Source organism: Butyrivibrio sp. VCD2006 (assembly GCF_000423925.1).
Lineage (GTDB): Bacteria > Bacillota > Clostridia > Lachnospirales > Lachnospiraceae > Butyrivibrio.
In genome coordinates this window covers 56,096-77,687 of sequence record NZ_AUIX01000003.1, presented here as the reverse complement: position 1 = coordinate 77,687, position 21,592 = coordinate 56,096, and the positions used below count along the sequence as shown (strand labels likewise).

Sequence of the window (21,592 nt, the reverse complement as noted above, 5' to 3'; positions counted from 1 at the left end):
ATGTTGATTTGGGATTGATATAAGCGGCTTGTTTATATATAAAAAAGTGTGGAATTTTGATATAATCAATATTTAGAGCCTGGTATAATGAATCTTGGTTCTGGAACAAATATAAGGAGATGAAAAAAGTTATGCGCAAAGTTATACTAACCGGCGATCGCCCGACAGGGAAGCTTCATGTCGGTCATTATGTCGGTTCACTCAGAAGAAGAGTAGAGCTTCAGAACTCAGGTGAGTTTGATGATATTTTTATTATGATTGCCGATGCTCAGGCGCTTACAGACAATGCTGAGAATCCTGAGAAGGTAAGACAGAATGTTATTGAGGTTGCTCTTGATTATCTTGCAGTGGGTCTTGATCCTGCAAAGAGCACTCTTTTCGTACAGTCACAGATACCGGAGCTCACAGAGCTTTCGTTTTATTACATGAATCTTGTCACAGTATCCCGTCTTCAGAGAAATCCTACAGTTAAGGCTGAGATCCAGATGCGTAATTTCGAGACAAGTATTCCTGTTGGATTTTTCACTTATCCTATCAGCCAGGCTGCTGATATTACTGCATTCAAGGCAACAACCGTTCCGGTTGGAGAGGACCAGGAGCCTATGATCGAGCAGTGCAGAGAGATTGTCAGAAAGTTTAATTCAGTTTACGGTGAGGCACTTGTCGAGCCTAATATTCTTCTTCCTGATAACAAGGCATGCCTTAGACTTCCCGGTACAGACGGTACCGCTAAGATGAGTAAGTCACTTGGCAACTGCATTTATCTTTCCGAATCACCGGAATCAATTAAGAAAAAAGTAATGGGCATGTTTACAGATCCTAATCATCTTCGTGTTGAGGATCCGGGTGAAGTCGAGAATAACCCTGTATTCATCTATCTTGATGCTTTTGCAAAAGATGAACATTTTGCTGAATTTGCTCCTGATTATGCAAATCTTGAGGAGATGAAGGCTCACTATAAGAGAGGCGGTCTTGGAGATGTTAAGGTGAAGAAGTTCCTTAACAACGTCCTTCAGACAGAGCTTGAGCCTATCAGAAAGCGCAGAGAGGAATTCCAGAAGGATATTCCTTATGTATACGATGTCATTAAGAAGGGCTCTGAGGTTGCAGAAGAGGTTGCAGCCAAGACCTTAAGTGATGTTAAGAAGGCTATGAGAATCGATTACTTCTCAGATGATGAGCTCATAGCTATGCAGTCTGCAAAATATCAGGTTACAGAGGATTGATAACCTGAAATAAAATAATCTTCCAATGATGGAGGCACGAAATGAAGAACATTCTATTTGTTGCATCAGAAGGCGTACCATTTATTAAAACCGGCGGACTCGCAGATGTAGTTGGATCTTTGCCTAAGGATATTGACAAGAAATACTTTGATGTAAGAGTTATCCTTCCAAAGTACACCTGCATGTCACAGGAGATGAGAGATAAATTGGAATATGTTTCCAATTTTTACATGGATTTCCACTGGAAGAGTGAATATGTGGGAATCTTCTATGCCGAGGTTGACGGTATTAAGTATTACTTTATTGATAATGAATACTTCTTTGGTGGAAGCGCTCCCTATGGCGGAGATGTAATCTGGGAGATTGAAAAGTTTGCTTATTTCAGTAAGGCAGCACTTTCTATTCTTCCTGTAATAGGCTTCAGACCTGACATTATTCATTGTCATGACTGGCAGACAGGACTTATTCCTGTTTACCTTAAGGAGAGATTCCAGGGAAATGAATTTTTCCGTGGTATAAAGTCAATAATGACTATTCATAATCTTAAGTTCCAGGGTAAATGGGATGCTAAGGATGTACAGGATATTACCGGACTTCCGGATTATTACTTTACACCCGATAAGCTTGGATATTATAAGGATGCTAACCTCTTAAAGGGTGGTATCGTTTATGCAGATGCTATTACAACTGTTAGTAGCACCTATGCTGAGGAGATTAAGACCGAGTTTTATGGCGAGGGACTTGATGGACTTCTCAGAGCAAGAAATCATGACCTTAGAGGAATTGTTAACGGTATAGATTATACTGAGTTCAATCCTGAGACAGATAAATTCCTCGACTATCCTTATAATGCTATTAACTTCCGTAAAGAAAAGGTTAAGAACAAGAGAGCACTTCAAAGAGAGCTTGGTCTCCCTGAGGATGATAAGATCATGATGATCGGTATTATTTCAAGACTTACTGATCAGAAGGGATTTGATCTTATTGCTTATGTTCTTGATGAGCTTTGCCAGGATGCAATTCAGATAGTTGTTCTTGGAACAGGTGAGGAACAGTACGAGAACATGTTCCGTCATTTTGCATGGAAGTTCCCGGATAAGGTTTCAGCGAATATTTATTATTCCAATCCTTTATCACATAAGATTTATGCAGCTTCTGATGCATTCCTTATGCCTTCACTTTTCGAGCCTTGCGGACTTTCACAGTTGATGGCGCTCAGATACGGTTCTGTACCGATTGTGAGACAGACAGGTGGTCTTTCAGATACTGTTGAACCTTACAACCAATATGAGAGTAAGGGAACAGGCTTTGGCTTCCTCAATTACAATGCGCATGAGATGATGCGTACTGTACGCGAAGCTGAGAGAGTTTACTATGACAACAAGCGTGAATGGAACAAGATGATCGATCGTGCAATGGCTGCAGACTTCTCATGGGAAGTATCAGCATCCAAATATCAGGAGATGTACGACTGGCTTAGACCCTAAAAGATGAGTAAAAAGAAAAATGTAATTGTGCAAGGCGGAATCCTTGCAATGGCTGGACTGATATGCAGCATAATTGGTCTGTTATATCAGGGACCTCTTACCGGAATTATTGGTGATGAGGGTAATGGCTACTACAGTACAGCTTATAATATCTATAATATTGTATTGCTTATTTCGTCATATAGCATACCTTCTGCGATGAGTAAAATCTTATCGCAGAAGCTTGCTGTTCACGAATATCGCAACGCACAGCGGATATTTCACTGTGCGCTTATTTATGTGTGCATAGTGGGCGGACTAGGAAGCATCTTTTTATTATTTGGTGCGCCTCTGATTGTTTCAGGTAATTCGATTCCTGTAGTCAGAGTGTTTGCACCCATAATATTTATATTTGGACCGCTAGGTGTTCTCAGAGGATATTTTCAGGCTCACAGGACAATGGTTCCAACCAGTGTATCCCAGCTGGTCGAACAGATTTTAAATGCTATTGTTTCAGTTGGTATGGCACTTTTGCTTGTAAGACTTGCTGTTTCGAGAGGGTACGATGAGCACACAAGAGCGATGTATGGTGCTATAGGAAGTGCGCTTGGTACCGGCTCAGGTGTGGTTATAGCTTTAATATTTATGTTTTTTGTTTATAACATAAATAGGGACTATATAAAAAGAAAAGTCATTCATGATCATCATGAGGATATGACATACAATGAAATATTCAGAATGATAATCATGATAGTAACGCCTTTTATTTTCAGTACATTTATTTATCAGCTTCCAACGACACTTAATCAGACACTGTTTACCAAGCTTATGACTGGCTATAGAGGAATACCGCATAATGAGGTCATTACCAGATTCGGTGTCTATACAAGAAAATCGGTGGTAATAAGTAATTTTCCTATAAGAATTGCTGCAGCTGCGGCAGCTGCTATCATACCGAACATTTCAACATACTTTGCGCAGAAGAATTATAAGAAAACTTCTCAGATGGTTGTCAGGGTATATACCCTTATTAACATGATTGCAATACCATCTGCGGCGGGACTCTTTGCTTTGTCAGAGCCAATAATAATGCTTCTTTTCCCGCAGAAGTCATCGCTACATGAAGCAGGTGTTCTGATGCAGATATTGGCTGTGACTGTTGTGTTTTATTCACTTTCTACTGTAAGTAACGCTATACTTCAGGGAATCGGAAAGGTTAATATCCCGGTTATTAATGCTGCTATAGCGTTAATTGTTCAGACTGTGGCACTTGTACTGCTTTTGCTGTTTACCAATATTGGGAACAAAGCTTTGGCCATCACAGCTATAATTTATTCACTCATGATGTGTGTGCTAAACGAATGGTCTATTTCTCGATATCTTGATGTTAAACAGGATGTGCTGAAAATGTATATTATCCCGGTACTTGTTTCAGTACTTATGGGAGGCGCTGCATTTGGAGTACATATGCTGTTCAAATTCCTTATTGGAATGATATTACCAAGAGAGTATTTTGCAAATCTCATTGCTGTACTTGTAGCAATGTTTGTGGCAGTTCTAATATATGCTGTAGGAATGGTTAAGATGAAGGGCGTGACAGAAGAAGAATTACTGTCGTTCCCTAAAGGTAGTAAAATTGTTGGTATTCTTAAAAAAGCTCATATTATGAATGCATGATATATCAGAATTACTCCAGTGATATGTATGAAGAGCAATCCGATGAGGGAATGGGCGTACGCTATACCTTGGCATTTTAAGAGGGAATTTGCTTTATTTTAGGTCAATCCTATCTGTGTATATACATGAAATACCATCAGTCAGATATTCCTTTATTTTTGATTCATCGTTTTCGGTATGAACAAATAGAGGCGTATCTGACTTTTTCATTACATCCATAAATTCCGAGTCGTTAGTTAGATCAATATGAAAAGTGAAACCGACAAGAGGCTTTTTTGCTGCTTTTAAAAGAGCTTCTTTAGTACGCTCGGAATTCTCGGTTTCATATAATGTATAGATAATATAAGGGAAGCCTGCTTTTTTTACTGCATCATATTCGGTAGCGTGGTATATCTGAACTACAAATCTGTCTGCAATATCAGGATAGTCAGAGGCAATCATTTTATAGGTATCGATGTCTGTCTCCTTTGTATCCGTAACGACTATCATGTCCTTGTACTCTCGCATATACTGCGCTATATCATCAAAGGTGAGGACAGTAAATTTATCTAATATTTTGCACTGCAAATATTCTGAAAGAGTAGGCGGTTCTCCCGGTGTCATTTGTTTTCCGTTAAGATAGAGATCTCCCCAGGCTTTTCCGCAAACAAGAGCATGGTCGCTTGTGTAGTGGAAATCTATTTCTATAATTCTGTTTCCTACAGAAAGACTTCTTTCAAGAGCTTCCTTTGAGTTTGTGTAATCGTATTCATTACCCTCATCATCATTTATAAATCCGCAGGCATGAATTATATATTTATTTTCTGAAAAGGTGCTGCGCATAGCATTGATGTTATCCGGAACGGTATTGCCGCATCCGCAAATAAAAGAAATGCAAAAAAGCAGAGTACCAAGAACTGCTAGACTTGTGAAGTTTTTAAGAGGTCTTATTTTCATTTGAACAAATTCCCTGATAAAAGAATAATATTTGGCGCCGGCATTGGAATAATAGGGCGTTATTGCTTTTATGCTTTTGTCTGTTATGCTAAAATAATCTAGTTTGGTAAAACCAAAAATAATTATAACATTTAAGGAACAATCGTGAAGAAAAGAAATATAATTAAAAATCTCATTTTAACAATAATACTGGCTATTCCATTTTTATTAATGTTTACATCGCTGTGGTTTTTCAATACCTGGAATACTATGACTGTTAATGAGCTTATGTTCAACGTCAAGATGTCTCTTTCTGGAGCATCTCATGCGATGATTAAGCTATTTATTATGAGAGCTTTCTTGCCAACATGTGTTGCTGCATTGGTGCTTTTCTTATTTCTTACTTTTGTGAAAAAAGAAGCACTTGGTGGGAAAAGAGTTTTGATTGCAATTGCTGCTTCGGTAGCTGCACTTATAGCTGCTCTTACTTACACATGGATACAGCTTGATATGAGTTCCTATATCGATCAGCAGCTTCATGCATCGACCTTTATCAAGGACAATTATGCTGATCCTCATGAAGTAAAAATTGAATTCCCTGAAAAGAAGAGGAACCTTGTTTACATTTATCTGGAATCTACAGAGGTAACTGACACCGACAAAGAGCATGGCGGCGGATTTGAAAAGAGCAGAATCCCGGAGTTGACTGATCTTGCGCTCCAAAATGAGTTCTTTGGAGAAGGAACGGATAAGTTAAACGGCGGTTATTCCATGCCTGGTACTGACTGGACTATGGGTGCTATTTTTGCACAGTCATCAGGACTTCCCCTACAGATAAGTATCGATGCTAACAGTATGTCCGAGCAGGAGACATTTTTCCCTACTGTTAGGGCACTTGGTGATGTACTTAAGGACGAAGGCTATCATCAGGAATACCTGTGTGGATCCAATGCTACCTTTGGAGGAAGAGAGCTTTTCTTTAAGACTCACGGAGATTTTGATATCGTTGACTATCCTTATGCTAAGGCTCAGGGATGGATTCCTGAGGATTACGGAGTATGGTGGGGCTTTGAAGATGAAAAGCTTTATGAATACGCAAAGAACAGGCTGACTGAGCTCTCAAAAAGCGATGAGCCCTTTAACCTGACTCTTCTAACCGTTGATACACACTTTGAAGACGGTTATGTATGCAGACTTTGTGAGGATGAATTTGATGACCAGTATTCAAATGTATTTTCATGTGCAAGCAGACAGGCTGTTGAATTCGTTAATTGGATACAGGAACAGGATTTTTATGAAAACACAACTATTGTTCTTGTAGGTGACCATCCTACAATGGATGCGGATTTTTGTGCGATGATTCCAGAGGACTACACAAGAACTGTATATACCTGCTTTATAAATCCAGGAGTATCGAAACAGCTTGGCGAAAAGAGAGCATATACAACCTTTGATATGTACCCCACCACAATTGCATCTCTTGGTGCAAAGATAGAAGGTGACAGACTGGGACTTGGAACAAATCTGTTTTCTTCTGAGAAAACTCTTCTTGAAATAAATGAGATGGATACCATGACAAGTGAGCTTAACAGGAAGTCACATTTCATGAATGAGCTTGCAGGCATCACTGATGAAATGGCAATGGAGCAGAATTATGAAGGTGCATCTGCAGATACCGACATAACTATTGACGGAGATGTTGTAAGAGTAGTCGTAAGTAATATAAAGGGCGTTGTAGAGAAAATTCAAAGCATAGACGTTGTTGTAAATGTCGAGGGTAATAGTGATAATCAAAGGACCTATGTGATGGAACAAAATTCTGATGGCGATTACGTAGCTGAGATTCCATTGGAAGATATTAATCCAAAGGACACAGAGTTTAATGTATATTGCAGAGGAGCACTGGGCTCTGACATAAATCTGTTTACGCAAAGAGGGGATATGAACCTTAAGCAGACAGATTTTCAGGAATATCTGGAGGCACTTAAATCTTATGCAGATAGCGGTGATTATACTGTTTTCATCACAACAAGAAAGAGCGGTGCCATGAGGCTGACCGGCGAAAACATTGAAGCACTAAAAGCACTTGGAATAAACGGTGATATTCCTAAGGGACAGGATATTACACTTGTCGCTGCAATTAATAGCGAGCTTAATGACAGCTATGCTACAAAGGATAGCGTGAATGTAAAGGGAAAAGTGAATGAAAACCTTTCTTATCACCTTAAGGGAAGCTGGGACAGCTTTAATGATAAGGATTTCATGCTTAAGATTAATGGTGACAATATCATGATCGAAAGAAAAGGCTTACATTTTGCCGTTGTAAACAATTCAAACGGCAGAATTGCCGATTATGTAAATTTTGATCTTCTGGATAAGGAATGTAGAAGATATTAAACATCCTCCTATGTGGGGTGACAAAATAATATATGCCTTCCCCCTTTGGGGGCGCACGACATCCGGGGGATGTCGGTTTTGCGCGGACCGAAGCGGAGCGAAGACAGGTGTCAGCGAAGCTGACGGATGAGGGTAACATGGCATTTGATGGAATTACAGTTGCGAACATTGTGCGCGACATAAAAAAAGAACTAAAGGGCGGACGAATCTATAAGATTGCACAGACAGAGAAGGATGAGCTTCTCATAACTGTCCGCAAGGCAGTAGAAAACGGCGGAGGACAGAGAAGACTTTTTATGTCTTCTGATGCTTCGCTTCCTCTTGTTTACATGACGGATGAGAATAAGCAGAGCCCTATGACAGCGCCTAATTTCTGCATGCTTCTTAGAAAGCACATTCAGAACGGCAAGATTATAGATGTTTATCAGCCTGAATTTGAGAGAATTATAAGAATTGAGATCGAGCACCTCGATGAGATGGGAGACCTTCGCCATAAGACACTTTTGATGGAGCTTATGGGAAAATACAGCAATATTATTTTTGTTGATGAGGATAATAAGATAATTGATTCAATTAAGCATATCCCTTCTTCAGTGAGCTCAGTTCGTGAGGTGCTTCCGGGAAGAGACTATTTTGTACCGACAGCGCAGGATAAGATCAATCCGATAAAGGCTACAAAGGATGAGTTCATGAGCCTTGTGCCTTCTAAAGGGCAGCCTGTTTTCAAGGCTTTGTATGAGAGCTTTACTGGACTTTCACCTGTGATATCAAGAGAGATATGCTATAGAGCTGACATTGACTCTGATAAGTCTGCTATTGCTTTGGAAAATGGTGAATCTGTTAGATTGTGGGATGCTTTTAATGAGATGATGGAGCAGATAAGGAATGATGAGTTTTCTCCTGAGCTTATATATATAAACGATAAGCCTAAGGAATATGCGGCGATTCCGCTTACAATGTTCCATTCCGGAGACGATTCTTCGTACAAGGAGTACGACGAAATATCATCGCTTCTTTTGGATTTTTATTCAGAGAAAAATACTGTAACAAGGATACGTCAGAAATCATCTGATCTTAGAAAGGTTGTTGCCACAGCTCTTGAGAGGAATATCAGAACCCTGGACCTTCAGACCAATCAGCTTAGGGATACGGAGAAGAAGGATAAATACAGGATTTACGGTGAACTCCTTACGGTTTACGGCTATAATGCTGAGCCTGATGCTAAGTCCATTACTGTAAATGACTACAATACAGGAAAAGATGTAAAGATAACACTTGATCCCACGCTCACAATAGCTCAGAACGCTAAGAAGTACTTTGATAAATATACCAAGATGAAGAGAACTGCTGAGGCTCTCGAGGTTCAGATGAAAGAAGTAAGTGAGACAGTTTCACATCTTGAATCGATTGCTGCGTCACTGGATATAGCAAGACAGGAAGAAGACCTCACGGATATCAGGCGAGAGCTCATTGAAGGCGGCTATATCAAGGGCAGCGCAGCTGACAGAATAAGTGGCAAGGGCAAAAACGGCAAGAATCAGAGAAACCAAAGATCAAAGAGTAAGCCCTTCCATTACATAAGCAGTGATGGCTTCCACATCTATGTCGGCAAAAATAATTACCAGAATGATGAGCTGACCTTCAAGATGGCAAACGGTGGTGACTGGTGGTTCCATGCAAAGGGGATACCGGGATCGCACGTTGTTCTCATAACCGAAGGCAAGGAAGTTCCTGACAGAACCTTTGAGGAAGCTGCTTCACTTGCTGCATACTACTCCAAGGGCAAGGATCAGGATAAGGTTGAGATCGACTACCTTAAGCGCAAGGACGTTAAAAAACCCGGCGGCGCAAAGCCAGGATTTGTGGTTTATTACACAAATTATTCAATGGTAATCAGTACGGATATTTCAGCTTTGAAGGAAGTTGAATAAAAAATAGTTAAAATGATAAAAATAAAACGCAAGAACACGCGTGTTATCATTGAAAGATTTTGTTGTATTAATAAGTATTACCAACAAAGAACTATAAAACCGCTTTCAACATTGACTATTACTGTGTTCTCACATATTATTAAAAGAGGTATTTCTATTATAGCTTGAGAGAAAATAGAAATCCGTGGAACGTCAATTTACAATCCTTAGGAGGAACTTATGGTTTGCAGCATGACTGGCTACGGACGCAGTGAGGTGGCCGATGAGAAGCACAAGTTTACGGTAGAGATGAAGTCCGTAAACAACAGGTATCTCGACATTAACATCAAGATGCCTAAGAAGTTTAACGCACTTGAATCTAAGATCAGAAATGAACTTAAGCAATTTGTTAAAAGAGGAAAGGTTGATGTTTTCATAACATATGAGGACTTTTCCGAGACAGATACCAGAGTAAGATACAATAAGGAGATCGCTGCTGAATATCTTGAGTATCTCAAGCAGATGTCTAAGGACTTTGGTATCGATAATGATATCCGAGTTTCTTCTTTGTCAAAATATCCTGATGTTTTCAGTATGGAAGATGCAGAGCTTGACGAAGAGGAGATGTGGGAGACTCTTAAAAAGGCCATTGATAAGGCCGGTGAAGAGTTCCTGGCTGCAAGGCAGAAGGAAGGAGAATTCCTTCATAAGGATCTCGATGAGAAGCTTGAAGGAATGCTTGAGAGTGTTGATTTCATCACCGAGAGATCTCCTGTTATCATCGAGGAGTACAGAAACAGATTAAGGGATAAGGTTAAGGAACTCCTTGAGGATAAGGCGGTTGATGAGAACAGACTTATCATGGAGGTTACTTTATACGCTGATAAGGTTTCCGTTGATGAGGAGCTTGTCAGACTTCGCAGTCATGTGAAGGCAATGAGGGATGCTCTTAATAAGGGCGATGATAAGGAAGGAATTGGCCGTAAGCTGGACTTCCTTGCACAGGAGATGAACAGAGAGTCCAATACTATCTTGTCAAAATCTACGGACCTTGAGATATCTGACAGAGGAATCAGTCTTAAGACTGATGTTGAGAAGGTGCGTGAACAGATTCAGAATATTGAGTAAGATAGGAAGATAGACTAAATGAATAACAAAGGTATTATAGTTGTTGTTTCCGGTTTTTCAGGAGCCGGCAAGGGAACTTTGATGAAGGAGCTTATAAACAGATATGACAATTATGCATTGTCGATATCAGCTACCACGAGAAGTCCCAGACCCGGTGAAGAAAACGGCAGAGAATACTTCTTTATGTCAAAGGAAGAATTTGAGAAGCTGATTGCAGAGGACGGGCTTTACGAGCATGCATGCTACGTTGGCAATTACTATGGGACTCCCAAGAAATTTGTCCAGGAAAAGCTTGATGCAGGTAAAGATGTAATTCTTGAAATTGAGATACAGGGTGCGCTTCAGATAAAGAAGAAATTCCCCGAGGCGCTGCTTCTTTTCGTAACACCTCCTTCTGTTGAAGAACTCGAGAAAAGACTTCGCGGAAGAGGCACGGAAACAGATGAAGTCATACACGGAAGAATGCTCAGAGCAAAAGAAGAGGGACAGGGTATTGACGAGTATGATAATATAGTAATCAATGACGATCTTGACACCTGCGTTAAGCAGATGCATGAGATAATACAGGCAGCACATTTTGCTCCTTCCCGTAACAAGGAATTCATAGAGGGAATAAGAGCGCAGCTGTCAGAGCTAAAGTAATTTTTTAATAATGGAGGACTAACATGATACATCCGTCATATGTTGATCTTATGAAGGTAGTTAATAAGGACGTTGAAGAAGGAAATGAGCCTATCATCAGCTCAAGATATTCCATCGTCATGGCAACAGCTAAGAGAGCAAGACAGCTTATTGCAGGTGATGAGCCTATGGTAAGAGTTAAGGATAGGGAGAAGTTCCTTTCAATCGCTGTTGATGAGCTCAACGCTGATAAACTCAGAATTCTTTCTGACGAGGAGAAGGAAGCTCTTCTTGATGTTAACGAAGAGGAAACAAGTGAAGAGTAATTCTTTCAGGTAACCTATATGAAAATATTATTTGTATCTCTCGGCTGTGACAAAAACCGTGTTGACTCTGAGGTCATGCTCGGAATGCTGTCACAGCGGGGGCATGAATTTACAGATGATGAAGAAATAGCAGAAGCAGCAGTGGTCAACACATGCTGCTTTATTGGTGATGCGAAGGAAGAAAGTATAAATACCATCATAGAGCTTGGTGAGTACAGAAAAAGCGGTAAGTACAAAGCTCTTATTGTTACAGGATGTCTTGCTGAGAGATATCGCGGGGAAGTACTAAAAGAGATTCCGGAAGTTGACAGGATTCTTGGTACCGCATCTGTAGAGCACATTGTTGAGGCGCTTGACAGCGTCCTTGCTGAAAATGGTGATAGCGATATATTGAAAAGCCAGGATGATGGACCTGAGTGCGCCAATACTTCATCGATCAGAAGAATATTTCTTGATAGCCTCGATATGAAGCCTAAGGGTAATTTTAAAAGAGTACAGACCACTGGTGGTCAGTACAATTATTTAAAAATTGCAGAGGGCTGCAATAAGAACTGTACCTACTGTGTAATCCCCAAGGTAAGGGGAAAATACAGAAGTGTTCCTATGGAAGAGCTTATCGAAGAAGCGAAGGCACTTGTGAATCAGGGAGTTACAGAGATAATTCTTGTTGCACAGGAAACAACCTTATATGGAATTGATCTATATGGGAAAAAGTCGCTTCCTGAGCTGCTTCACAGGCTTGCTGAGATTGAGGATTTAAAATGGATACGTATTATGTACTGCTATCCGGAGGAAATCACCAACGAGCTTATTGAGACTATAAAAAATGAGCCTAAGGTTTGCAATTATCTGGATATTCCGCTTCAGAGCGGATCTGATCACATCCTAAAGCAAATGGGGAGAGCTACCACAAGAGCCGATATTGCTGAAAGGATAAGCTATTTAAGATCACAGATTCCGGATATTTGTATCAGAACTACTCTTATCGCCGGTTTCCCCGGTGAAACAGAGGAGGATCACGCCGAATCGCTTTCCTTTATAAAGGAAATGAAATTCGACAGACTCGGATGCTTTTCTTATTCTCAGGAGGAAGAAACTGTTGCCGGAGAAATGCCAAATCAGCTTTCAGAAGAGGTGAAGAATAAGCGAAGAGATGATATAATGGAAGCGCAGCAGGAAATTGCATTTGCCGCTGCAAAAAACAGAGTTGGACAGGTTGTAAGTGCTGTTATTGAAGGCAGGATTGCTGATGATGACGATGATGAATACGAAGGCAGTACTTATGTAGCCAGAACATATATGGATGCTCCTGATGTTGATGGATATCTTTTTATCATGAATGTTCCATATGATCTCATGAGCGGACAGTTTGTCGATGTACTTATTACCGGTTCAAATGACTATGACCTGATTGGGGAGTTAATGGAGGGGAAAGAAGATGAAAATGAATTTACCGAATAAGCTTACAGTACTGAGAGTAATTTTAGTTCCTTTTTTTGTGATTTTCTTGCTGGCTAATATTTTTGGACCGGCAGATAAGTGGATAGCACTTGCAATATTTATAATTGCTTCACTGACTGATCTTGCAGATGGTAAGATAGCAAGAAAATATAATCTTGTAACTGATTTTGGTAAATTTATGGATCCACTTGCGGATAAACTTCTTGTTTGCAGTGCAATGATCTGCCTTATAGAACTTGGACAGATTCCTTCCTGGATCGTAGTAATAATCATCGCGAGAGAGTTTATTATTAGCGGATTCAGACTTATTGCAGCAGAGAACGGACGCGTTATCGCAGCAAGCTATTGGGGGAAGTTTAAGACTACTTTCCAGATGTTTATGGTAATTCTGATGATAGTTAATATTCCGCAGCTTCGTCTTATTACTACAATTATCATGTACATCGCACTTGCACTTACAATCATTTCACTTCTTGATTACATCATTAAGAACAAAGATGTTATGAGTGGAGACATGTAATTCGCACTTGTACATTATTTAATTTCGTGCTATAGTTTCAATTTGTGTATATGTTTACTTTGGGGACAACATTTTATGCTGTCCCCTTTTTATTTTATAAAACGAAAGGATTTTTATGTCGAATATTTTAGACGAGATCAAGAAAAACATTGAAGGAATATCTGAGGCTGTTACCGCCTCCAAGGAGAAGGTAAAAGCTGCTCCTCATAGCGAGGAGAAGGCTCGATATGAGGAGGCAGAGGGTATCGACTCAAGGATTCTGAGAGCTATCACTGAGATGGGCTTTGAGTATATGTCACCTATTCAGAAGGCAGCTATTCCTGTGATGATGAAGGGCGTTGATATTATCGGACAGGCTCAGACTGGAACAGGTAAGACAGCAGCTTTCGGTATTCCGCTTCTTCAGCAGATAGACCCTGATAACAGACACCTTCAGGCTGTTGTTCTTTGCCCTACAAGAGAGCTTGCTATGCAGGCTGCTGATGATCTTAGAAGCTTTGGTAAGTACATGCATGGTATTAAGGTGCTTCCGGTATACGGCGGACAGGATATTTCCAGACAGATCAGAGCGCTTTCATCAGGAGTTCAGGTTGTGGTTGGAACACCCGGACGTGTTATGGATCATATGAGACGTCATACCATGAAAATGGCAGACGTGCGCGTACTTGTCTTGGATGAAGCAGATGAGATGCTTGATATGGGCTTTAGGGATGACATTGAGACCATCCTTGAGGGTATGCCCGAGGAGAGACAGACAGCGCTTTTCTCTGCTACAATGCCTGAGCCTATTCTTCAGATCACAAGAAAGTATCAGCATGATGCTGAGTACATAAAGATGACTCCCAAGGAAATCACTGTTAAGTCTATTGAGCAGTACTATTATGTGGTTCCCTCCAATTATAAAGAGGAAGTACTCACAAGACTTATCGAGTATCATCAGCCTAAGAGAAGTCTTATATTCTGCAATACCAAGAGAAAGGTTGATGAGCTTACAAGCAACTTAAAGAATAAGGGCTACAGAGCTGAGGGACTTCATGGAGATCTTTCACAGTATCAGAGAGATACAGTTATGAACCTTTTCAGATTCGGACAGGCTGATTTCCTTATTGCGACTGATGTTGCTGCAAGAGGAATTGATGTAAGCGGAGTAACTGCTGTATTCAACTACGATATTCCTGAGGACATTGAGTATTATGTTCACAGAATCGGACGTACAGGACGTGCAGGAAAAAGCGGCCAGTCATTTTCACTCGTTTCTCCGAGAGAGATGTATAAGCTCAGAGATATTGAGAGAATCTGCCATACTAAGATCGAAGAAGGAGAGGTTCCTTCAGTAAAGGAAATAACAAGAGCAAAGGCCAGAACACTTTTTTCAGAGGTTATTGATCTTATTGAGGCAGGTGAGATCACAGATTGCCTTGAGTTTTTAAATGATAAGGTTGCTGAGGATGAGTATACAATCGAACAGCTCGCAGCAGGTCTTATGAGACTCAAGATGGGTAAGGCTCCTGAAGAGCTCGATCTTAAACCGAGAAAGCGCGATATTTACAGAGGCCAGAAGAGCAGAGATGCCAGAAATAGAAATGGCGGACGCTACGGAAGAGACGAACGTGATGGCCGCGATGGTAGAAATGGCCATGGATCAAGAGACGGAAGAGGCAGAGGAGACGGCAAGGGACGCCGCGATTCCAGATACGGACATGACAGCAGACGTATCAATGATCCTAAGGGACTTCACAAGAAGGCATCAGGTGATAAATTTAGAAGAAATACAAGACCTAAAACAGAAAAGCTTGGTGCAAGAAGAGAAAACTAAATTATAGATTGCTAAAAGGCTTCGTGGAAGAGAATTCCATGAAGCTTTTTTTCGCATGTTTGCTTATTTTAATGTAAGAAAAAGTTAATAGACATTTAATTGAGAGCGATTTTTAGTGAAGTTAAAATGTAGGTGATTGCGATTAATGTGGAGAAGTATTCAATTTTCCAGATAACGAACTGAAAACGAAAAACGTTGGAGGGATTAGAATGAAAAAGAAAATAATAGCAATAATACTTACATCATGTCTGCTTGCCGGATGCGGTAGTGCGCAAACGACTAATAATAATGCGAACAAGCAGGATTCACAGACTACTGAGGCTTCGGACAGTGCAAAAGAAAGTAGTAAGGATGAAGAAATAGAGAATTCTTCTGAAGAAGCTAGTAGTGTCGATGAAACGGCTTATGAAAATTCAGATGAAGAAACAGAAAATGTTGATGAAGCAAATGATGCCGGTGATGAGGCCGCAGGTGAAATGACTGTTGGTGAGACTTATCACGGATTTAAATTAAATGATCTATATAGTAGCCGTTTTCTTAGTTCAGATATCTATTCCTTCAAGCATGAAAAAAGCGGAGCAGATCTGGTTTACACCAAGAATTCAGACCCGGAAGTGTCATTTTGTATCGCATATAGGACTCCCTATATTGACGAAACCGATACTAATCATGTATTTGAGCATGCAATAATTGCGTCCTCTGCTAAATATCCTTCTAAGGACCTTTTCTTTGATGTTATCAATAAATCCTATAATACCTATGTAAATGCACATACTAATCTGCTTACAACATATTATCCTGTTTCATCCATGAGTCAGGATCAGCTCATGACAATGATGGATGCATACATGAGTTGTATGGTTGATCCTGATATTTTGAAAAATGAAAAAATATTTGACAGAGAAGCAATAAGATTTGAGCTTGATGATCCTGAAGGTGATATCAGTATTAACGGAACTGTTTATGCTGAGGATTATGGATTTTTAACTGACATTGGCGATGAGGGTATAAATGCGATTTTGGATGCTTTGTTCCCCGGTCAGATTGCATCTAATATGATCGGCAGAGCTGAACATCATTATGATGATCTTACATATGAACATACGGTTGAAACTTATGAAAGATGCTATCATTTTGACAATAGTCTGATCTCACTTTATGGAGATCTTGATATTGATAGATTTTTGGAATTCCTCGACACAGAGTATCTTTCAAAATACGATGTTTATGGAACAGATCTTAGTAAATATGAAGATCCTCATGCAGAGGATGGATATGTTGAGAAGGTTGAATATATCCCGGCATATGAAGGCGACTCTGTAGAGAACAGTGGTGTAATTTACTATGGTATTGATGCGGAGGATGCTACTCCCGATGAACTTATTCAGCTTGATTTTTTGACAACACTTATAAACAATAATGCGTCATGTATGAATAAGAAGCTTATAGAAGAAGGCATTTCAAATCCTGTCTACGCTGCTGTCGGAACGGATGTGGCAAAGCCAATGCTTCTATTTTCGATGCAATATGCTAACGAAGATCAAATGCAGACACTTAAGGAAATAGCAGAGTATACCTTAACGGAGATAGCTGAGAACGGAATTCCAAAGGAGATATTTGAAGCAGATGTCAAGGAATCAGAGTTAAGTACGATTTTCATTAGAGACGCTTCAAATGTGGGAGTTAACTTAAGCGGTGTTTATAACACATATTGGGGAAGAACCGGAAGAACCGACTATTATGAAGAATATGAAAGAATCCTTGATGAGCTTATTGCAGATGAGGATCAGCTTTCATTTAAAAAGCTTGCAAAGGAGGCATTGACACCCAGAAGGAGTGCGCTTATTGCATGCATACCTAAGCCCGGGCTGGCAGAGGAACACGATAAAGAATTAGCTGATTACCTGAAAAACATGAAGGAACAGATGTCAGATGAAGAGATTCAGGAATTAGTACAGAAGACAAAAGAGTTTAATGAATGGAATGAAGAAGAGCTTTCTAATAATGACTTTTTGATTGATATTAAAGATTTGCCGGAATTTGAGACGGCGACATTTGAAAAAAGACAGGAGGATGGAATTACATATTATTTGGGAGATGTTGATGCATCAAGGGGCGGATATTATGAAATATACTTTGATTTAAGTAATTTATCAAAAGAAGAAATCAGAACACTGATGCTTTATACAGACTTCTTCTTTGAAGTAAATACTTCAAAATATAATACAGACGAGCTAACACTACTTGAAAGCGAATATTTGAATGGATTTTCTTTGAGCCTCTTTTATCCTAATGAGGAGGCAAAGGAAAATCACAGACCAATACTTGATGTTCTTTGGAGAGGATTAAACGAAGATTTTGATAAGTCACTGGATCTGGTTATGAATGTCATTTGTGATACCGATTTGAGTGACAAAGCAAATATCAAGCATGTTATATCACAAAATCGCGAGAACTATAATCCTGCAAAGTTTGATGCGTTTACCCTGGCCAGGTCCTATTCTCAGGCAGCCGGAACGACGTTATTAGCTGATACGGAAAGGTTTTCGCTTGATATTTATGATCCCGGTTTTTATGAGAATATCTCAGATATCGATGAAAACATTGATTCCGATGATGCTTTTGAAGCCTTGGTATCAGATATAGATGCTGTAAGGAAAAAGGCTTTAACAAAGACAAATCTTATATTCGCATCCGCTGCAGATAAAACAGAGAATGAAGAAGTTATTAAAACCGCAGCAACAAAATTTGGTGAACTTCCTGAGAGTGAAGTCGGTGAAAATAGTTATGAGCTTCCTGTGCATGCACTCAAGACCGGAATCATTGTTGAGGATTCTCAGTATTATACTTCTATTGATGGAGATTTTAAAACTGACGAAAACTTCAGAGGAGCATATATACCATTTATTTACGCAGCAAGTGATAAGTATGTAACACCAAAGATTAGATTTCAAATGGGTGCTTATTCAGCGGCTTGTAAAGCAGCCATGAGTTGCGACCAATTTATCGGGTATACATACTCGGATCCAAATGTAAAAGAATCAATAGATGCCCTTATGGAGATACCGGAATATATTAAAACTTCTGAATTTGACGAAGAGGACTACCGGGGCTATGTTCTTAGAGCTTATGGTGATGCTGCCAACACGAGTGGCATTTGGAATGATGTTGTAAAGAGGATTCACAGAGATATCTTAGGGCTTGATGAAACCGGCTATATTGAGGCTGTTAATGACATAAGAAATACCGATATCGGTTTGCAGGAAGAAGCAGCACAGTGTTTTGAAAATGTCTTGAAAAATGCGGCTGTAGCTACCACAGGAAATGAAACAAAGATTACAGCAGATAAGGATTCATTTGACGAAGTTTTGAACTTTAAACTACAATAGTACGCATGATGAAAAACGAGATTATAGAGAATAAATTTATTGAGAGAGCTATGGCTCTTCAAAACGAGTCTGCTGATCTTGGTACTGCATTCAGACTTTATGAGTTTGAATTATTATCTGAAAAAAATACGAGTTATGGTGATATCGAAAATATCAGGAATATGGTCGAATCCACAAGTCATGTTCTGGAAAAAATGTACCGGGATTATGAAAACAGAGAACTTGGCCTTATGAATAATATTGATAAGGGTGTTTATGATGAGTCCATCTTTGAAATTGCGGTATTTTCGGCTGTAATGTGTATTGGATCCAGAGTATACGAGAATCTTGATCCGGTATTTTCAAGAGATATTATGCACGCAGCACTTGACGCTGCTCATTTCCTTATATCACGTCAGTTTAAGGAGGCTGATGATGAAAATGATGATACAAATGAGAGAGATAGCGTAATCAGAATGAGCAGCAGGGACGATGATCTTAGCAGCAAAACAGTTACCGCGCTTATGCTTGCATTTACCGAGCTTTTGAAAACAGATAAGGATATAAGAAATGCCTACGACCATTCTCTTATGGCAGGAATGCCGCAGAAGATGTCCAGACAGAAGAGATATAAGCTAAGACTTAGTGATATGTCAAAACGTCTCTCATATGGTGGCGGTGACCTTATAGAAGAGAGCATGCTTCTGCTTGTGGCAGCTGAAATTATGCTTGATTCTGAGGATACATATTCGGAAGAGGTTAAAAAGCCTGTCCGTGATTTCTTATATAAGGCTGCTGATGAAAATGGCAATGTTCTAAACTCTGTTATCGCTATTTTGTCACTTCAAAATGAGCTTGAAATCGATGAAGGACTAAATAGCGGAAGTTCACAGCTGATTAAGGTTGTGGAATACAATGTCATCGGAGGAAACAGGAAGAGGATGACAGAAGATGAGAGGAATGCTGTAAGGGAGCATATTGAGAGATTAGAGAAAACGCTAAACTAGATATAATGTGAATTAATATAAAAAGTTTATTTGAAAAACAAGCGATTTATGGGTATACTACTTTGTGGAAACCGATTAATCGCTTATTTTTCTACATTATAAGCATTATATTTATACAATGGAGGCAATAATATGCAGGGTTCTAAACCAACAGTTTTATTAATTATGGACGGATTCGGAATTAACGATAATCCGAAGGGAAATGCCATTGCTATGGCAAACACACCCGTTCTTGATGGTCTTATGAAGGACTATCCTTATGTTAGAGGTAATGCAAGTGGTCTTGCTGTAGGTCTTCCTGACGGACAGATGGGTAACTCCGAGGTTGGACACATGAATATGGGTGCCGGCCGTATCGTTTACCAGGAGCTTACAAGAATCACTAAGTCAATTGAGGATGGCGATTTCTTCACAAACGAAGGCCTTATGGCTGCAATTGATAACTGCAAGAAGAATGATTCAGCACTTCACATGTATGGTCTTGTTAGTGATGGTGGTGTACACAGTCACATCACACATATCTATGGCCTTCTTGAGCTTGCTAAGAGAAATGGCCTCTCCAAGGTATATGTTCACTGCTTCCTTGATGGTCGTGACACACCTCCGGAATCAGGAATTGATTTTGTTCAGCAGCTCGAGGATAAGATGAAGGAGCTTGGCGTAGGTGAAGTTGCTACTATTTCCGGCAGATACTATGCGATGGACAGAGATAACAACTATGACCGCGTTAAGATTGCTTATGATGCAATGACCAAGGGCGAAGGCAACAAGGCAGACAGTGCTCATGAGTGCATGGTTCAGACATACAAGGATGGCAAGACAGATGAGTTCGTTATCCCTACAGTTATCATGAAGGATGGCGCTCCCACAGCTACTATCAAGGACAATGATTCAATCATTTTCTATAACTTCCGTCCTGACAGAGCAAGAGAAATTACACACTGCTTCTGTGATGATGATTTTGATAAGTTTGACAGAGGAGCACGTATCAAGACTACATATGTTTGCTTCACTGATTATGATCCGCTTATTCCTAACAAGGAGATCGCATTCAAGAAGGTTCTTCTTAACAACACATTTGGTGAGTGGCTTGCAGCTAAGGGAATGAAGCAGGCTCGTATTGCAGAGACAGAGAAGTATGCTCATGTTACATTCTTCTTCAATGGTGGTGTTGAGGAACCCAATGAGGGCGAGGACAGAATCCTTGTAAACAGCCCTAAGGATGTTCCTACATATGACCTTAAGCCTCAGATGAGCGCTCCTGAAGTATGTGACAGAGTTCTTGAAGCTATCAATTCAGATAAGTATGATGTTGTTGTTACAAACTTTGCTAACCCTGACATGGTTGGACACACAGGTGTTATCGATGCTGCTGTTAAGGCTGTTGAGACTGTTGATTCCTGCGTTGGCAAGATCGTAGAAGCTGTTAAGGCCAAGAATGGAACAATGTTCATCTGCGCAGATCACGGTAACGCTGATATGATGATCGATTACGAGACAGGCGAGCCTTTCACAGCTCATACAACAAACCCTGTTCCTTTCATTCTTGTTAACTATGATCCTGCATATACTCTTCGTGAGGGTGGATGTCTTGCAGATATCATTCCCACACTTATTGAGTGTATGGGATATGAGCAGCCTGCTGAGATGACAGGAAAATCACTTCTTATCAAGAAGTAAGCTGTTCTCACAAACTTGTTGATTTTTAATGATATTTATGGTATCTTAGACAAGTATTTGTGAAATATTTAGGA

The 21,592-nt window shown here is 39.9% G+C and carries 15 protein-coding genes; 14 read left to right on the top strand and 1 reads right to left on the bottom strand.

Going from position 1 to position 21,592, the window contains the following annotated elements:
- Positions 1 to 131: 131 nt before the first annotated feature.
- The 3 genes from trpS to G586_RS0103095 are packed head-to-tail and all read left to right on the top strand — an operon-like array spanning position 132 to position 4,369.
- Positions 132 to 1,226, top strand: coding sequence for a tryptophan--tRNA ligase (gene trpS, locus G586_RS0103105; protein WP_026526529.1), 1,095 nt, complete (start codon positions 132 to 134; stop codon positions 1,224 to 1,226).
- A 41-nt stretch (positions 1,227 to 1,267) separates the two neighbouring features.
- Positions 1,268 to 2,713, top strand: coding sequence for a glycogen synthase GlgA (gene glgA, locus G586_RS0103100; RefSeq protein WP_026526528.1), 1,446 nt, complete (start codon positions 1,268 to 1,270; stop codon positions 2,711 to 2,713).
- 3 nt (positions 2,714 to 2,716) lie between these two features.
- On the top strand, positions 2,717 to 4,369 hold the full coding sequence (locus tag G586_RS0103095) for a putative polysaccharide biosynthesis protein (RefSeq protein ID WP_026526527.1): 1,653 nt from the start codon (positions 2,717 to 2,719) through the stop codon (positions 4,367 to 4,369).
- A 93-nt stretch (positions 4,370 to 4,462) separates the two neighbouring features.
- Here G586_RS0103095 and G586_RS0103090 read toward each other — a convergent pair whose 3' ends face one another.
- A complete protein-coding gene (locus tag G586_RS0103090; protein ID WP_026526526.1) occupies positions 4,463 to 5,305 on the bottom strand; it encodes a hypothetical protein in 843 nt (280 codons plus the stop codon).
- Positions 5,306 to 5,449: 144 nt separating this feature from the next.
- On the opposite strand from G586_RS0103090, the gene G586_RS21590 reads away from it, so the two are divergent.
- The 11 genes from G586_RS21590 to gpmI all read left to right on the top strand — a co-directional run bounded on the left by G586_RS21590 (position 5,450) and on the right by gpmI (position 21,518).
- Positions 5,450 to 7,681, top strand: coding sequence for an LTA synthase family protein (locus G586_RS21590; protein ID WP_081674161.1), 2,232 nt, complete (start codon positions 5,450 to 5,452; stop codon positions 7,679 to 7,681).
- 137 nt (positions 7,682 to 7,818) lie between these two features.
- Positions 7,819 to 9,612, top strand: coding sequence for an Rqc2 family fibronectin-binding protein (locus tag G586_RS0103080; RefSeq protein WP_026526525.1), 1,794 nt, complete (start codon positions 7,819 to 7,821; stop codon positions 9,610 to 9,612).
- Between the two features lie 219 nt (positions 9,613 to 9,831).
- Positions 9,832 to 10,719 carry a YicC/YloC family endoribonuclease gene (locus tag G586_RS0103075; protein WP_026526524.1) on the top strand — a complete coding sequence of 296 codons (888 nt, stop codon included), beginning with the start codon at positions 9,832 to 9,834 and terminating at the stop codon, positions 10,717 to 10,719.
- Between the two features lie 18 nt (positions 10,720 to 10,737).
- Entirely contained in the window at positions 10,738 to 11,361 is a 624-nt protein-coding gene (gmk, locus tag G586_RS0103070) for a guanylate kinase (protein ID WP_026526523.1), read from the top strand.
- 23 nt (positions 11,362 to 11,384) lie between these two features.
- Entirely contained in the window at positions 11,385 to 11,666 is a 282-nt protein-coding gene (gene rpoZ, locus G586_RS0103065) for a DNA-directed RNA polymerase subunit omega (RefSeq protein WP_026526522.1), read from the top strand.
- 18 nt (positions 11,667 to 11,684) lie between these two features.
- Positions 11,685 to 13,127, top strand: coding sequence for a 30S ribosomal protein S12 methylthiotransferase RimO (gene rimO, locus G586_RS0103060; protein WP_026526521.1), 1,443 nt, complete (start codon positions 11,685 to 11,687; stop codon positions 13,125 to 13,127).
- A complete protein-coding gene (pgsA, locus tag G586_RS0103055) occupies positions 13,111 to 13,647 on the top strand; it encodes a CDP-diacylglycerol--glycerol-3-phosphate 3-phosphatidyltransferase (protein WP_026526520.1) in 537 nt (178 codons plus the stop codon). The genes rimO and pgsA overlap by 17 nt, the downstream gene beginning before the upstream one ends.
- A gap of 115 nt (positions 13,648 to 13,762) precedes the next feature.
- A complete protein-coding gene (locus G586_RS21585) occupies positions 13,763 to 15,463 on the top strand; it encodes a DEAD/DEAH box helicase (protein WP_081674159.1) in 1,701 nt (566 codons plus the stop codon).
- A gap of 209 nt (positions 15,464 to 15,672) precedes the next feature.
- Positions 15,673 to 18,852 (top strand): insulinase family protein, encoded by a 3,180-nt coding sequence (locus tag G586_RS0103045; RefSeq protein ID WP_026526519.1) that lies wholly within the window; start codon positions 15,673 to 15,675, stop codon positions 18,850 to 18,852.
- 8 nt (positions 18,853 to 18,860) lie between these two features.
- Positions 18,861 to 19,838, top strand: a complete 978-nt coding sequence (locus tag G586_RS0103040; RefSeq protein ID WP_155834011.1) for a hypothetical protein — start codon at positions 18,861 to 18,863, stop codon at positions 19,836 to 19,838.
- Positions 19,839 to 19,970: 132 nt separating this feature from the next.
- The gene (gene gpmI, locus G586_RS0103035) at positions 19,971 to 21,518 is read left to right on the top strand and encodes a 2,3-bisphosphoglycerate-independent phosphoglycerate mutase (protein WP_026526517.1); all 1,548 of its coding nucleotides are present in this window, start codon (positions 19,971 to 19,973) and stop codon (positions 21,516 to 21,518) included.
- The last annotated feature ends 74 nt before the right edge of the window (positions 21,519 to 21,592 follow it).

Coding starts and splice junctions, on each gene's coding strand:
- trpS (WP_026526529.1), top strand. CDS start 132: ATGCGCAAAGTTATACTAACCGGCGATCGCCCGACAGGGAAGCTTCAT.
- glgA (WP_026526528.1), top strand. CDS start 1,268: ATGAAGAACATTCTATTTGTTGCATCAGAAGGCGTACCATTTATTAAA.
- G586_RS0103095 (WP_026526527.1), top strand. CDS start 2,717: ATGAGTAAAAAGAAAAATGTAATTGTGCAAGGCGGAATCCTTGCAATG.
- G586_RS0103090 (WP_026526526.1), bottom strand. CDS start 5,305: ATGAAAATAAGACCTCTTAAAAACTTCACAAGTCTAGCAGTTCTTGGT.
- G586_RS0103080 (WP_026526525.1), top strand. CDS start 7,819: ATGGCATTTGATGGAATTACAGTTGCGAACATTGTGCGCGACATAAAA.
- G586_RS0103075 (WP_026526524.1), top strand. CDS start 9,832: ATGGTTTGCAGCATGACTGGCTACGGACGCAGTGAGGTGGCCGATGAG.
- gmk (WP_026526523.1), top strand. CDS start 10,738: ATGAATAACAAAGGTATTATAGTTGTTGTTTCCGGTTTTTCAGGAGCC.
- rpoZ (WP_026526522.1), top strand. CDS start 11,385: ATGATACATCCGTCATATGTTGATCTTATGAAGGTAGTTAATAAGGAC.
- rimO (WP_026526521.1), top strand. CDS start 11,685: ATGAAAATATTATTTGTATCTCTCGGCTGTGACAAAAACCGTGTTGAC.
- pgsA (WP_026526520.1), top strand. CDS start 13,111: ATGAATTTACCGAATAAGCTTACAGTACTGAGAGTAATTTTAGTTCCT.
- G586_RS21585 (WP_081674159.1), top strand. CDS start 13,763: ATGTCGAATATTTTAGACGAGATCAAGAAAAACATTGAAGGAATATCT.
- G586_RS0103045 (WP_026526519.1), top strand. CDS start 15,673: ATGAAAAAGAAAATAATAGCAATAATACTTACATCATGTCTGCTTGCC.
- G586_RS0103040 (WP_155834011.1), top strand. CDS start 18,861: ATGAAAAACGAGATTATAGAGAATAAATTTATTGAGAGAGCTATGGCT.
- gpmI (WP_026526517.1), top strand. CDS start 19,971: ATGCAGGGTTCTAAACCAACAGTTTTATTAATTATGGACGGATTCGGA.